Raw genomic sequence first — 12,877 nt, forward strand, 5'->3', positions numbered from 1 at the left:
ACCGCCGGGCAAACTGTCCGCAACTGCCGCGGATGGAGGGAGCTGGCTGTGGGCCGGAACATCGGCGCCATCACGATTCTGGCCATCGCGGTCGTCGCCACCGGCTGCGTGGCCGATCCACCGGCCGCCCAGCGGGTTTCGAATTCGCACGCCGCGGAGACCCTGGGCCGGGCCACGGTCCCGTCGGACCTGAACGGTAGAACGGTGCAGCTCAGCTATGACAGCGGCGCGGGCGGCACCATTGTCTTCTCGGCGGACGGGCGCACCCTGACCGCTATCGCCGCCGATACCGGAAGCCGGTCGAGCACGCCGGTCGCGGTTGCGTCCATCGCGGCTGGCATCTTCCTGGTTACCTGGACCGACGACACCGGCGCGGTGATCAGCCAGGTGCAGGACTATCGCAATGGCAAGGTGGAGGGCACCTGGACCCGCCGCGATGACGCCGGTCGGGCCGTCATCGAAACCCGCACCGGATCAGTCCGTGTGACCGACTGACCATCAGTCCATGTGGCCGAGTGACCGGCGAACCCGCAGCGCGTGGTATCGCTTAGCCGGGGCAACGGTTATGGTGCGAAAGGTGAGCGAAGCAATGGCCCAGTCCGAATCCCAGCCCGCGGTCGCGCCCGTCAAGGACGCGTCCACGGTCATGCTGGTGCGCGACGGTGCGCACGGGCCCGAGGTGTTCCTGCAGCGTCGAGTGGGTGGCATGGCCTTCGCGGCCGGCATGACCGTCTTCCCCGGCGGCGGCGTCGACCCGTCCGACGCGTCCATCGCACTGGACTGGGCCGGACCCGAACCCGCCTGGTGGGCCGAGCGATTCGGCATCGACGCCGGCCGTGCCCAGGCGCTGGTCTGCGCGGCGGTGCGCGAGACCTTCGAGGAGTGCGGGGTGCTGCTGGCGGGACCGACCGCCGACAGCGTCGTCAGCGACACCGCGGTCTACGCCGAAGCGCGCGGGCAGCTGGAACGCCGCGAGCTGTCCTTCGCCGAATTCCTCACCCGCGAGAACCTGGTGCTGCGCGCCGACCTGCTGCGCCCGTGGGACAACTGGATCACCCCGGTGATCGAGCCGCGCCGCTACGACACCCGCTTCTTCGTCGCGGTGCTGCCGGAGGGTCAGCTCGCCGACGGCGCCACCTCCGAGGCCGAGGTGGTCGCCTGGTGCACCCCCGCCGAGGCCATCGGCCGCTGGCGCGAGGGCGTGGACGTGCTGCTGCCGCCGACCTGGACCCAGCTCGCGGCGCTGGACGAATTCGCCTCCACCGCCGAGATTCTCGCGGCCGGCCGGGACATCACCCCGATCATGCCGGTGTACGACCCGTCGGGCGGCGGTCCGGCGCTGGCGTTCCCGCACGCCGACCGCTACTTCGCCGAGCTGCCCGACAATTCGCGTATCCGCGGTTCGCAGCGACCCGAGTAGCGCCCGCCCGGGCGGGGCGTCCCGGTGCCCGGGGCTCGAAGTAGGGTGATCGGCTGTGGCCGAATTCGTGACCGTGGACCGGGGTGTGGCGGAGCATGTCGCCGTGCTCCGCATCGCACGCCCGCCGATGAATCTGATCGATCTCCAGGTGGCGCTGGAGGTGGCGGCGGCCGCCGAGGAGATCGCGGCCGACGCGTCGATCGCGGCCGTGGTGGTCTACGGCGACGAGCGGGTGTTCTCCGCCGGTGACGAACTGGCCGAACTGGCCCGGCTCACCCCCGAGCAGGCGCAGGCCATGGCCGGCGATTTCCAGTCGGCGCTGGGGTGCCTGGCCCGGCTGCCGCAGCCGACCGTGGCCGCCATCAGCGGATACGCCCTCGGCGCTGGGCTGGAGCTGGCCCTGGCCGCGGACCGACGCGTCATCGGCGACAACGTGAAACTGGGCCTGCCGCAGATCAAGGCCGGGCTGATCCCGCTGGCCGGTATCCGCCGGTTGAGCCTGCTGATCGGTCCCTCGCACGCCAAGGACCTGGTGTACAGCGGCCGGTTCGTGGATCCGGAGGAGGCCGCGGCGCTCGGGCTGGTCGACGAGGTGGTCGCGCCCGACGACGTGTTCGCCGCCGCCCTGCGGTGGGCGAAGCAGTTCACCGATGGTCCGCGCGCGGCCCTGGGCGCTGCCAAGCGGGTGTTCGAGGCGGGCACGCACGGCCACGATCGCGCGCGTCGTGAGTGGGCGGATCTGTTCGGCACCGCAGATCAGCAGGTTGGAACACGTTCTTATTTGGTCGACGGTCCGGATGCGGCCCGGTTCACCGGCCGTTAAGCAGCCCGATAACACCGTTCACCGGGGTATTCATTAGGCTGCCCTGCATGACAGTTGGTCCTGAAGACCCCGCGCCGAACCCGCACGCCACCGAGGCGGAGGTCCAGGCCGCGTATAGCGACAACAAGCTCGCCCAGGTCCTGTATCACGACTGGGAAGCCGAGACCTACGACGACAAGTGGTCCATCTCCTACGACGAACGCTGCATCGAGTACGCGCGCGGCCGCTTCGACGCCGTCGCCCCGAGTGCCGAGCTGCCCTACGACCGGGCCCTCGAGCTCGGCTGCGGCACCGGCTTCTTCCTGCTGAACCTGATGCAGGCGGGCGTCGCCAAGCGCGGCTCGGTCACCGATCTGTCCCCGGGCATGGTCAAGGTCGCCACCCGCAATGGCCAGAACCTGGGTCTGGACGTGGACGGCCGGGTCGCCGACGCTGAGACCATCCCCTACGAGGACGACACCTTCGACCTCGTCGTGGGCCACGCCGTGCTGCACCACATCCCGGATGTGGAGCTGGCGCTCAAGGAGTGCCTGCGCGTGCTGAAGCCGGGCGGCCGGTTCGTGTTCGCAGGTGAGCCGACCACCATCGGCAATCTCTACGCCCGCAAGCTGGGCCAGATCACCTGGAAGATCACCACCGAGATCACCAAGCTGCCGTTCCTCAGCGACTGGCGTCGCCCGCAGGAGGAGCTCGACGAGTCCTCCCGCGCCGCCGCCCTCGAGGCCGTCGTCGACCTGCACACCTTCGACCCGTCCGACCTCGAGCGCATGGCCCGCAGCGCCGGCGCCGTCGAGGTGCAGGCCAAGACCGAGGAATTCGCCGCCGCCCTGTGGGGCTGGCCGGTGCGCACCTTCGAGGCCGCCGTCCCGGACGAGAAGCTGACCTGGCGCTACCGCATGGCCCAGTACAAGGCGTGGCTGGCGTTCTCGGCCCTCGACGAGAAGGTGCTGCGCCACGTGGTGCCCCGCCAGTTCTTCTACAACGCCATGATCACCGGCGTGAAGCCCGGCGCCTCCGCCAAGTAGGCCGGTCCACGAATCCCCGTGGGCTACGCCTTCTCTCGCGCTGACATCGCCTACCTCGCCAGTCCGGCCGGCGCGGCCGCCCTGGCCGAGGTAGGCGATTTCGCGCTCACCCCCGCCTCGCTCCTCAAGGACCTGGAGCGCCTCCGCCGCGACCACGGCGACCACGCCCCCGCCCTCGTGGAGACGGTCCGCCTGCGCCGCCGCGCGACAGCGAAACTCGACGGCGCGGGGGAGTGGCTCTTCACCGACGACGCCCTCCAGCAGGCCACCCCGTCGGCCGTAGCTCGCCACCGCGCCCAGCGCTTGGCAGGCCGCACGGTCCACGATGTCACCTGCTCCGTCGGCGCGGAATTGGCCGCCCTGGCCGAGGTCTGCCCCGCCGTGATCGGCAGCGACCTCGACGACGTACGTCTCGCGATGGCTCGGCACAATCTCGGTGTGCCGCTGGTGAATTCCCGCTCGGACGGCGATGCGATCCACCACGGGGATGCAAGCCCTGCCGGGCAGGGACGTGGCGCCTCATCGACGATCGGCAGCGTATCCACTGCGGCGCGCGGCCGGGCGCAGGCGCGAAATGTGGTGCTGGTCAAGGCGGATGCGCTGGTGCCGTGCAGTACCGCTGAGGTCGTGATCGCCGATCCGGCGCGGCGGGCGGATGGGCGGCGGACGCATGATCCGGCGAAGCTGCAGCCGCCGCTGCCGGATCTGCTCGCGGCGTATACCGGGCGGGAGCTGGCCGTGAAGTGCGCTCCCGGACTGGATTTCGACAAGCTCGGGTGGGCCGGGGAGATCGAAGTCGTCTCGCTCGACGGGGCGGTGCGGGAAGCCTGCCTGTGGTCGCCGGGTTTGGCGGAGCCGGGCGTGACCCGTCGTGCGACCGTGCTCTCGTCCACTGCCGCCCCCTGGACACTCACCGATGCCGACCCGGACGATATCCCCGAGCGTGAGCCGGGGCAGTGGATCATCGACCCGGACGGGGCGGTCGTCCGTGCGGGGCTGGTGCGGCACTACGCCGCGAAACACGGGCTGTGGCAGCTGGATCCGCGCATCGCGTACCTGACCGGTGACCGGGTTCCGGAGGGTGTGCGGGGGTTCCGGGTGCTGGACCGCATGGAATTCCGGGAGAAGCCGCTACGGGCGGAATTGCATCGGCGCGACTGCGGTCCGCTGGAGATCCTCGCGCGCGGTGTCGATATCGATCCGGATGCGCTCCGTGCCCGGCTCAAACCGCGAGGCTCCCAGCCGCATACGCTGGTCGTCACCCGGATCGGCCGGGCGGCAACGGTTTTCCTCTGCGCCACGCCCTGACGCGGCGTCTCCGCCCCGGTAGCTCGCGCTGTTTCAGCCCTGATAGCTGACGTGGGTGGGCCGCATGACGAGGACGACTCGGTGCGGATGGTCGCCGACGGGCTTGTCGTAGGCCAGACCGTACCGCTGCGCCAGGACGTCGAAGAACTCGCCCTCGGGGTCGGTGTCGATGCGCTCGATGACGCCGCGCACCTCGAGGTAGCGGTAGGGAGCCTCGGGATCATTGATGCTCACCGCCACGTGCGGGTCGCGAGAGGTATTGCGGTGCTTGGCGCGAGTGGTGGTCGTGGTGAAGCGCAGGAACTCACCGTCCCAGATCTGCCAGACCGGGGTGACCTGCGGGGTGCCGTCCGGATTGAGGGTGGCCAGGTGCGCGAACAGCGGGCGGGTCAGCAGGTCGGTGTACTTCTCGGGAATGACGGGGTGGGTCACGGTGTGCTCCTTCAGAGTTGGGAGATCTCGACGATGCGGAAGCCGGCGGGGACGCCGTTGCCGTAGGGGCCGTTCTTGTCGAACTGGGAGACCGTGACCAGGGCGTGGCCGCCGGTGTGCACGATCGAGGTGGGGATGTCGAGTGCGGGGTCGGTGACGCGGTGCTGCAGTTCGGCTTTCGCGCCGTCGTCGCCGAGCCGCCAGCGGGACACGGCGTTCCCCTTGTTGTGCACCACCCACAGGGTGTCGCCGCGCAGTTCCAGGCCGTCGCCGTCGACCGCGTCGCCGCCGGTGCGCTCGACCCGTTGCACGGTCGGCTGCGGTCCGGTCGAGACCCGGTAGAGGTCGCCGTTGGTCATGTCGACCACGATCAGATACCGGCCCGCGTCGTCGGCGGCAATGCCGTTGAGGGTCATGGGATTCCGTGCGGCCGGGTCCTTGGCCGCGCCGAGGTCGAGGTAGACCCGCAGTTCGCCGCCGTGCCCGTCGTGTGCGAGTGCGTCGGCGAGCTGGTCCGGTCCGATGCGGTAGACCACGTTCCGCACGCTGTCGGTGACATAGACGCTGCCGTCCGCGGTGATGGCCAGATCGTTGACGAACGGCTGCCCGGCGGCCGGGACGTCGAAGCGGGCGAGCACGGCGCGAGTCCCGGTGTCGTACACCGTGATTCCCGCGGTGTGGTCGATCACCCAGAGCCGCCCGGCGACATCGACCTTCACCCCGTTGGCGGTGCGGCGTGCGTCCGCGCCCGCGGCCAGGAAGGTCTCGGCCGCGGTCGTGCCCGGCGTGGCCCGGTAGATCGCGCCGGTGAGGAACGAGCTCGCGTACACGTCGCCGGTGCGCGGATCGACGGTGATGCTCTCCGGATACGCGCGCTCGGGCAGGTCGTACGCGGTGGTGATGCGGTCGGGCGCCGGGGTGTCGTGGTCGGGCGCGGCGCCCGGCGTCGCCGCGTCGCCGGTGCTGCACGCCGCCGACGCCAGCAGCAGCGCCGCCGTCACCGCGGGCGCGGCCCAGCGGCGAATCGGGTGGGACATGGTTCGTACCTTTCGCTCTCGGTAGATAGAGATGACATCTGAGTGTGAGAGCGAAGATAGATTAGAACTCTAATGATCGTCAAGGTTCGAATAACTGGGTGAGCTATCATTCCGGGGTGACGTCGATGCCGGTCGAAGAACGCCTGGGGACCTTCATCAAGCGCGCTGAGCAGGCGCTGATGGGTGCGAAGAACGCCGCCCTCAAACCCGCGGGCGTGACGATTCCGCAGTACGCGGCCCTCTACGTGCTGAGTGAGAACCCGGGCATTTCGGCGGCCGAGCTGGCCCGGCGCTGCGGCGTCACGCCGCCCACCATGAACACGGTGCTCACCAATCTGCGCGAGCGCGGCCTCATCGAGCGCACGCCGCACGCCTGGCACCGCAATGTGCTCGAGACCCGGCTCACCGAGGAAGGCCGCACCATCATGCACGCCGCCGACAAGCGGGCGGTCCCGGTCGAACGCGCGCTGGCCGCGGAGTTCACCGATGCCGAGCGCGAGGCGCTCATGTCCATGCTCGAGCGTGCGGCCACCCTGCTCGATTCGGTGCGGCCGGACTGATCGCTAACGGTCGCTGACGGCGCCGAAGTCGGCGACGAATCTGGTGAGCAGCCGGGCGAATTCGGTGCGGTCGCGCTCGCCCCAGGCCGCGGTCGCCTCGGCGAAGACGGCCTGGCGGTTGGCGTGGGCGCGGTTCAGCGCGGTCTGCGCGGCCGGCGTCAGCTGCAGGTGGATGCGGCGCGCATCGTGCTGGTCGGCACGGCGTTCCAGCAGGCCCTCGGTGACCGCCCGCGCCACCAGGCGGCTGGCGCGGGGCTGATCCACGCCCAGCGCGGTCGCGATGTCGGTGACGGTGGCCTCCCCGTCACGCGCCTCGACCGCGTCGAGCACGCCGAAGAGGGTCGGATCGACGGCCGGTCCGCCCCCGCGGGCCGCGAATCTACTGAGCGCACGCCGGGTCTGGCTGCGCCGGATGGCCACCATGGCGCGCTCGATGGCGACGATCGCGGGGTCGTTGTCCTTCACCCTTGCCATCGTACAATTACTTGCTAAAGTACATATATATGTAATGTGACAACTGATTGGAGACAGCCATGACCGACACCCCGAAGCCGATCGGCTACTGGTTCAAGCACATCGACAAGACCCTCGAAGAGAACTTCGCCGCCCTGCTCGCCACCGAGGGCCTGCTGCGCCGCCACTGGCAGATCATGCACACCCTCTCCGGTGGCGCACTCGACGCGACCGCGCTCGATGTGGCCCTCTCGCCGTTCCTGAACGCCCAGGACCCTACGGCCGCACCATATGTCGGCACACTGCTCGACCGCGGCTGGGTCGTTCGCGATGCCATGGGTACCTACGCCCTCACCCTCGACGGCATCGGCGCGCACGCGAAACTGCTGGAGCGCATCGGGATTCAACGCACGGCGGTGACCGAGGGCCTCAGCGCCGACGACTACCGCACGCTGCTCGATCTGCTGCAGCGCGTCTCGGCGAACGTCGACGCGTTCGCGCTGACCCTGCGGTAGCGGTTCACGACCGAGGCGGCACCCGCTCGACCCGGGTCCAGCCCTTCCAACCCCGCTCCGACAGGATCGCCATGAGCCGCTCGGCGACCGGCGAGGTCTCGAGCATGGTCGTGTCCATCAGGTCGACGAAATGGTCGTCCATCAGGTCGCTGAATCGGCCGCCGCCCCCGCCGGCCGTCGTCGCGTGAATCATCAAGCGCTCCAGGATGTCCGCGACCTCGACGATCCGCGGGTCCTCGACCGTCCAGTCGAGCGCGCCACTCAGGAGCTGGTAGAGCCGCACCATGTCGGGGTTGTTCAGCTCCTCGTGCTTCTTGGCGATCACGGCGTCGATCAGATCGGGTACCTGAGCGGCGATCATGATCCAACCGTCCCGCTCCAGCTCGATATACCGCTCCTCGACCCCGAGACCCCGCAGCCGATCGAGGTAATCGACCACGCTCTGCGGCAATGCCAGCTGCTCCCCGGCGGCCAGCTTGGCCAGCCGCTGCCGGGTCTGTTGCAACCGTCGGATCTCGGCGCGTAACTCCTTGTCGATCGCCCGGACGCCTTCGGCGAACTCCTCCGGGTCGGCGTCGAGCAGTTCCTGCACGCGCGCCAGCGGCACCCCCGAGGCGGCGAGGGTGTGGATCCGGATCAGCCGCACCACCGCCGCCGCGTCGTAGGTGCGGTAGCCGGAGTGGTCGCGCTCCGGCTCCGGCAGCAGCCCGATCCGGTGGTAGTGGCGGACCGCCCGCACTGTCACCCCCGCGTAGGCGGCCAGCCTGCTGATGGTGAGCATGGCTTCAGCCTGCCTCAGGCGATCTTCCGGCGGTAGGTGACCATCGCGAATCCATAGGCCACGGCCAGGATTCCGGCGCACCAGGCGAGCGCCGTCCAGGCACTGTCGCCGACCGGCTGCTGGGCGAACAGAGCGCGGATCGTATTCACGATCGACGTCACCGGCTGGTGCTCGGCGAACCAGCGCACCGGCCCGGGCATACCCGCGGTGGGCACGAACGCCGAGCTCACGAACGGCAGGAAGATGAGCGGGTAGGAGAACGCGCCCGCACCCTCGACCGACCCTGCCGACAGGCCGGGGATCACCGCGAGCCAGGTCAACGCCAGGGTGAACAGGATCAGAATCCCGGCGACCGCGAGCCACGCCGCCACTCCGGCGCCCGAGCGGAAACCCATGAGCAGCGCCACGCCCACCACGATCACGAGCGAGATCAGGTTGGCGATCAGCGAAGTCAGCACATGCGCCCACAGCACGCCCGACCGGGCGATCGGCATCGATTGGAAGCGTTCGAAGATCCCGCTCTTGATGTCCATGAACAGCCGGAACGCGGTGTAGGAGATGCCCGATGCGATCGTGATGAGCAGGATGCCGGGCAGCATGTAGTCGACGTATTTTTCCGAGCCCGTGTTGATCGCGCCGCCGAACACATAGACGAACAGCAGCATCATGGCGATCGGCACGATCGCGGTGGTGATGATGGTGTCGGGGCTGCGGGTGACATGCCGCAGGGTCCGGCCCGTGAGTGCGGCGGTGTCGCCGAAGAAGTTGGAAGGCATCGTCTTTCCTAAGGGTTTGTGCCGGCGACGTCGCTGGTGGCGTCGTCGCCGATGATGGCGAGGAAGATCTGCTCGAGCGTCGGCCGCTTCTCGACGTACTCCACGGTGGCGGGCGGGAGCAGTCGCTCGAGTTCCGCGAGGGTGCCGTCGGCGATGATCCGGCCCCGGTGCAGAATCGCGATCCGGTCGGCCAATTGTTCTGCCTCGTCGAGGTATTGGGTGGTGAGCAGTACCGTCGTGCCGTGGCCGGCGAGCTCCTCGACCGTTTGCCACACTTCGAGGCGTGCCTCGGGATCGAGTCCGGTCGTCGGCTCGTCGAGGAAGATCACCGGCGGATTCCCGATGAGGCTCATGGCGATATCCAGGCGGCGGCGCATCCCACCCGAATAGGTGGACACCTTCCGCGCGCCGGCGTCGGTCAGTGAGAAGCGCTCGAGCAGGTCATCCGCGATCGCGCCCGGCTGCGCGAGGTGGCGCAGTCTGGCGACGAGGACGAGATTCTCCCGCCCGCTGAGGATCTCGTCGACGGCCGCGAACTGCCCGGTGAGGCTGAAGGATTCGCGCACGTCGGCCGGCCGCGTGGCGACGTCGAATCCGTTGACGTCGACCGTTCCCGCATCGGCCTTCAGTAGCGTGGCCAGGATCCGCACGGTGGTGGTCTTGCCCGACCCGTTGGATCCGAGCAGCGCGAAGATGCTGCCCCGCTCCACATCGAAGTCCACACCGCGCAGCACTTCGAGCTGTCCGTACGACTTCTCGAGACCCCGCACCCGGATCGCCGGGGCGGTGATCGGTTCGGCCGTTGTCATCGTTCTTCTCCATCCCGGAGCTGGTCCGGTCGGTCCGGGAGGCTCCTGGCACCAGGATGGAGGGTTGACCCTGCGTCAGGGTCAAGCCGGACACGGTGTCAATTCTCGGGTTCGAAGCGGCGTCACTTCTCGGGTTTGAAGACGAACAGCTCGCCGATGCGGGTGGTCACCACGACCTCGCCCTGATCGCCCACGGCGGTGGCCACGGTCGTGCCCTCCGCGCCGGGCAGCTCGTTCGACTGCACCGTGGCGCCGGTCTTCGTGTCGAAGGTGACCAGCGTCAGTTTGTCGCCGATCGGCGCGACCGTGTACCCGGTCCCGCCCGCCGTCTGCACCGGCCGCCCGCGCAGCTCCAGATCCTTACGCTCCCAAGCGATCTCGGCGCTGTTCCCCCTGTCGCGCAGCGCGACCAGATGCCCCTCGTCGCCGGCGGGGACCAGCAGTCCGTCGGCCACCGAGATGCCGCCGCGGGCCGGGAAACCCAGATCCTGCACCCATTTGGTGTGACCGGTGGCGGCGTCCACGGCCATCAGGCGGTTGGTGTTGTCGCCGACGTACACCGTGGAGCCGTCGGCCGACAGCGCCGGGCTGGTGGCGCTGCCCTGTTCGAGCAGCTGCGCGGTCCAGTCGACGTGAACGTCCTTGCCGCCGTAGGTGAGTGCGATCAGTGCGGCCGCCTTGTCGCCCGGCTTCCACACCGTCGCGTAGAACCGCCCCGACTTCTGGTCCACCGCAGACACATTCGCGATCGGGCACTGCGGCCCGCCGGTTGCGCAGTCCTCCAGGCCCTGCCGGTCCGGCGGCCGGCTCAGCGACGGATTGGTCAGGAAGTCGGGCTCGCCGAGCAGCTGGAAGGTGGACACCTGCCGATCGCCGGTCTGCCGGCTGAGCACGTCCACCTGCCCGGACTGGGTCACCGACAGGACATTTCCGTCACCGGTGAACTGCACCGACACCGGTGTCCCGGCGGCCTGGGTGCGCCAGCGCGGCTGCCCGAGATTGTTGAAGGAGTTCACCGCGCCGTCGTCGCCGACGTACACATTGCCGATGCCGTCCACCGCGGAGCCGCCGTCGACGGCGCTGGGGCCCATCGGATTGCAGAACCGCTTGCGCCCGGTCGGCATCTGGAACGAGGCAATACTGCAGGCATTGGCGCGGGTGGTGACGTACAGCTGCCCGTCGCCGCCGATGGTCACCGGCTGTGCGACCGGACCGCCCACGGGCCGAGACCAATTCAGCGCCAGCTTCCGCGACCCGGTGACCGGGCTCGACCCGCTGTTGTGCGCGTCGTGGAAGGCCAGCGGCCACCCCTTGCCCGGGCCTACGCCGATATCGTCGACCTTGGTGCTGCCGTACGCGCACGCGGTCAGCGTGAACAGCCCGGCGCTCGCCAGGGCCAGCACCTTCGCCCCGGTGCGGGTGCGTCGTTCACGTCCGGTCCGCCGCCTGCCGTTTCGCACCTGCTGGTGTCCCTTCTGCCAGTACGGAAGTCTGTAGTTTCTCGCCGGGCCGCTACAGCCGGAGCACAGCCTACTTTCACGCCCTGTGAAGGGGGCGGATACCCTCGTTGAAACGACCGGTGAACACAGGGAGTAGTTCGTGACGAGCATGTGGGGCGCACCGTTGCGCTCGCGTTGGCGGGGGTCGCGCCGCCGTGATCCGGAGCAGGCGCGTTTCCTCACCCCTGCGTCCCTCAAGTGGGTTCTCGCCAATCGCGCCTACACGCCCTGGTATCTGGTGCGCTACTACCGGCTGTTCAAGTTCAAGATGGCCAATCCGCACGTGGTGTTGCGCGGCATGGTCTTCCTGGGCCGCAGGGTCGAAATCCACGCCACCCCGGAACTGGGCCGGCTGGAGATCGGCCGCTGGGTGCACATCGGCGACGGTAATGCCATTCGCTGCCACGAGGGTTCGCTGCGGATCGGCGACAAGGTGGTGTTCGGCAAGGACAATGTCGTCAACACCTACCTCGATATCGAGATCGGCGAATCCACCCTGGTCGCCGACTGGTGCTACATCTGCGACTTCGACCATGTCACCGACGACATCAACCTGCCCATCAAGGACCAGGGCATCGTGAAGTCCCCGGTGCGCATCGGCCCCGACACCTGGATCGCCGCCAAGGTCACCGTGCTGCGCTCCACCCGGGTCGGCCGCGGCTGCGTGCTGGGCGCGCACGCCGTCGTCAAGGGGGACTACCCCGACTACTCCATCTGCGTCGGCGCTCCCGCCCGGGCGGTCAAGAACCGCAAGGACACCTGGGACGCCGCTGCCGAGGCCCGTGCCGCCCACATGGCGGCGCTCGCCGACATCGAACGCAAGAAGAGCGGCATCGCCGCGTCCTGACGCTGTCACCCCGCGCAGGTAGGTTCACGGCCATGCACCAGTACGCCGCCTTCCTGCGCGGGATCATGCCGACCAACCCCAACATGCGCGGCGAGAAACTGCGCGGTGTATTCGAGGGTCTCGGGTTCGCAAAAGTGAGCACCTTGCTGGCCAGCGGCAATGTGGTCTTCCGGTCCGACGACACGAACGTGCCCGCCCTGGAATCGAAGATCCAGCGGGCCTTGACCGCCGAACTGGGCATCCCCGGCGGCACCCTGATCCGCAGCCGCGCCCAACTCCAGGCGCTGGTCGACTCCGATCCCTTCGCGGGCCTCGCCCACGGCCGCGAAACCTATCTGACGGTCACCTTCGTCCGTGAGCACCCGAAGTCCATCCCCGACTTCCCCGAGGATTCCCCGGTCCGCGTCGTCCGCTACGACAAGCCCGCCGCCGCACTGCTCACCGTCATCGACAACACCGACCCCAGCACCACCGGCTTCATGGCCACCATCGAGAAGGCCTGGGGCAAGGACATGACCACCCGCACCTACCTCACCGTCCAGAAGGCCCTGAAAAAGATGGATGCCTGACCGCGTGCGGTCAGGCATCCAAG

At 69.0% G+C, this 12,877-nt stretch carries 16 protein-coding genes; 9 read left to right on the forward strand and 7 right to left on the reverse strand.

Going from position 1 to position 12,877, the window contains the following annotated elements:
- Positions 1-48 precede the first annotated feature (48 nt).
- The 5 genes from ACFXKA_RS05915 to ACFXKA_RS05935 all read left to right on the forward strand — a co-directional run bounded on the left by ACFXKA_RS05915 (position 49) and on the right by ACFXKA_RS05935 (position 4,576).
- Entirely contained in the window at positions 49-495 is a 447-nt protein-coding gene (locus ACFXKA_RS05915) for a hypothetical protein (protein WP_379426299.1), read from the forward strand.
- 70 nt (positions 496-565) lie between these two features.
- The gene (locus tag ACFXKA_RS05920) at positions 566-1,420 is read left to right on the forward strand and encodes an NUDIX hydrolase (protein WP_379426300.1); all 855 of its coding nucleotides are present in this window, start codon (positions 566-568) and stop codon (positions 1,418-1,420) included.
- A 55-nt stretch (positions 1,421-1,475) separates the two neighbouring features.
- The gene (locus tag ACFXKA_RS05925; RefSeq protein ID WP_354835134.1) at positions 1,476-2,243 is read left to right on the forward strand and encodes an enoyl-CoA hydratase-related protein; all 768 of its coding nucleotides are present in this window, start codon (positions 1,476-1,478) and stop codon (positions 2,241-2,243) included.
- A gap of 47 nt (positions 2,244-2,290) precedes the next feature.
- On the forward strand, positions 2,291-3,268 hold the full coding sequence (locus ACFXKA_RS05930; protein WP_354835136.1) for a class I SAM-dependent methyltransferase: 978 nt from the start codon (positions 2,291-2,293) through the stop codon (positions 3,266-3,268).
- Between the two features lie 18 nt (positions 3,269-3,286).
- The gene (locus ACFXKA_RS05935) at positions 3,287-4,576 is read left to right on the forward strand and encodes a class I SAM-dependent methyltransferase (protein ID WP_379426301.1); all 1,290 of its coding nucleotides are present in this window, start codon (positions 3,287-3,289) and stop codon (positions 4,574-4,576) included.
- A gap of 33 nt (positions 4,577-4,609) precedes the next feature.
- Here the strand turns inward: ACFXKA_RS05935 and ACFXKA_RS05940 are convergent, their stop codons facing one another.
- Together ACFXKA_RS05940 and ACFXKA_RS05945 are read right to left on the reverse strand one after the other, a co-directional pair.
- Positions 4,610-5,008 (reverse strand): PPOX class F420-dependent oxidoreductase, encoded by a 399-nt coding sequence (locus ACFXKA_RS05940; RefSeq protein WP_379426302.1) that lies wholly within the window; start codon positions 5,006-5,008, stop codon positions 4,610-4,612.
- 11 nt (positions 5,009-5,019) lie between these two features.
- The gene (locus tag ACFXKA_RS05945) at positions 5,020-6,045 is read right to left on the reverse strand and encodes an SMP-30/gluconolactonase/LRE family protein (RefSeq protein ID WP_379426303.1); all 1,026 of its coding nucleotides are present in this window, start codon (positions 6,043-6,045) and stop codon (positions 5,020-5,022) included.
- A 125-nt stretch (positions 6,046-6,170) separates the two neighbouring features.
- On the opposite strand from ACFXKA_RS05945, the gene ACFXKA_RS05950 reads away from it, so the two are divergent.
- Complete coding sequence (locus tag ACFXKA_RS05950; protein WP_354835354.1) at positions 6,171-6,605, forward strand: MarR family transcriptional regulator; 435 nt, start codon at positions 6,171-6,173, stop codon at positions 6,603-6,605.
- Positions 6,606-6,608: 3 nt separating this feature from the next.
- Here ACFXKA_RS05950 and ACFXKA_RS05955 read toward each other — a convergent pair whose 3' ends face one another.
- Positions 6,609-7,070, reverse strand: a complete 462-nt coding sequence (locus ACFXKA_RS05955; RefSeq protein ID WP_354835144.1) for a MarR family winged helix-turn-helix transcriptional regulator — start codon at positions 7,068-7,070, stop codon at positions 6,609-6,611.
- Positions 7,071-7,138: 68 nt separating this feature from the next.
- On the opposite strand from ACFXKA_RS05955, the gene ACFXKA_RS05960 reads away from it, so the two are divergent.
- A complete protein-coding gene (locus tag ACFXKA_RS05960; RefSeq protein WP_379426304.1) occupies positions 7,139-7,573 on the forward strand; it encodes a hypothetical protein in 435 nt (144 codons plus the stop codon).
- Between the two features lie 4 nt (positions 7,574-7,577).
- Here ACFXKA_RS05960 and ACFXKA_RS05965 read toward each other — a convergent pair whose 3' ends face one another.
- The 4 genes from ACFXKA_RS05965 to ACFXKA_RS05980 form a co-directional block, all read right to left on the reverse strand.
- A complete protein-coding gene (locus ACFXKA_RS05965; RefSeq protein WP_379426305.1) occupies positions 7,578-8,354 on the reverse strand; it encodes a MerR family transcriptional regulator in 777 nt (258 codons plus the stop codon).
- Positions 8,355-8,368: 14 nt separating this feature from the next.
- Positions 8,369-9,130 (reverse strand): ABC transporter permease, encoded by a 762-nt coding sequence (locus tag ACFXKA_RS05970; RefSeq protein WP_354835150.1) that lies wholly within the window; start codon positions 9,128-9,130, stop codon positions 8,369-8,371.
- An 8-nt stretch (positions 9,131-9,138) separates the two neighbouring features.
- Complete coding sequence (locus ACFXKA_RS05975) at positions 9,139-9,939, reverse strand: ABC transporter ATP-binding protein (protein ID WP_379426306.1); 801 nt, start codon at positions 9,937-9,939, stop codon at positions 9,139-9,141.
- Between the two features lie 122 nt (positions 9,940-10,061).
- Positions 10,062-11,399 (reverse strand): PQQ-binding-like beta-propeller repeat protein, encoded by a 1,338-nt coding sequence (locus ACFXKA_RS05980; RefSeq protein WP_379426307.1) that lies wholly within the window; start codon positions 11,397-11,399, stop codon positions 10,062-10,064.
- A 139-nt stretch (positions 11,400-11,538) separates the two neighbouring features.
- Between ACFXKA_RS05980 and ACFXKA_RS05985 the strand changes: the two genes are divergently transcribed.
- Together ACFXKA_RS05985 and ACFXKA_RS05990 are read left to right on the forward strand one after the other, a co-directional pair.
- Positions 11,539-12,285, forward strand: a complete 747-nt coding sequence (locus ACFXKA_RS05985) for an acyltransferase (RefSeq protein WP_354835156.1) — start codon at positions 11,539-11,541, stop codon at positions 12,283-12,285.
- A 32-nt stretch (positions 12,286-12,317) separates the two neighbouring features.
- Positions 12,318-12,854: a DUF1697 domain-containing protein gene (locus ACFXKA_RS05990; RefSeq protein WP_379426308.1), complete on the forward strand. Its 537-nt coding sequence runs from the start codon at positions 12,318-12,320 to the stop codon at positions 12,852-12,854.
- Positions 12,855-12,877: the final 23 nt, after the last annotated feature.

The organism is Nocardia sp. NPDC059228 (genome assembly GCF_042754245.1).
Taxonomy (GTDB): Bacteria; Actinomycetota; Actinomycetes; order Mycobacteriales; family Mycobacteriaceae; genus Nocardia.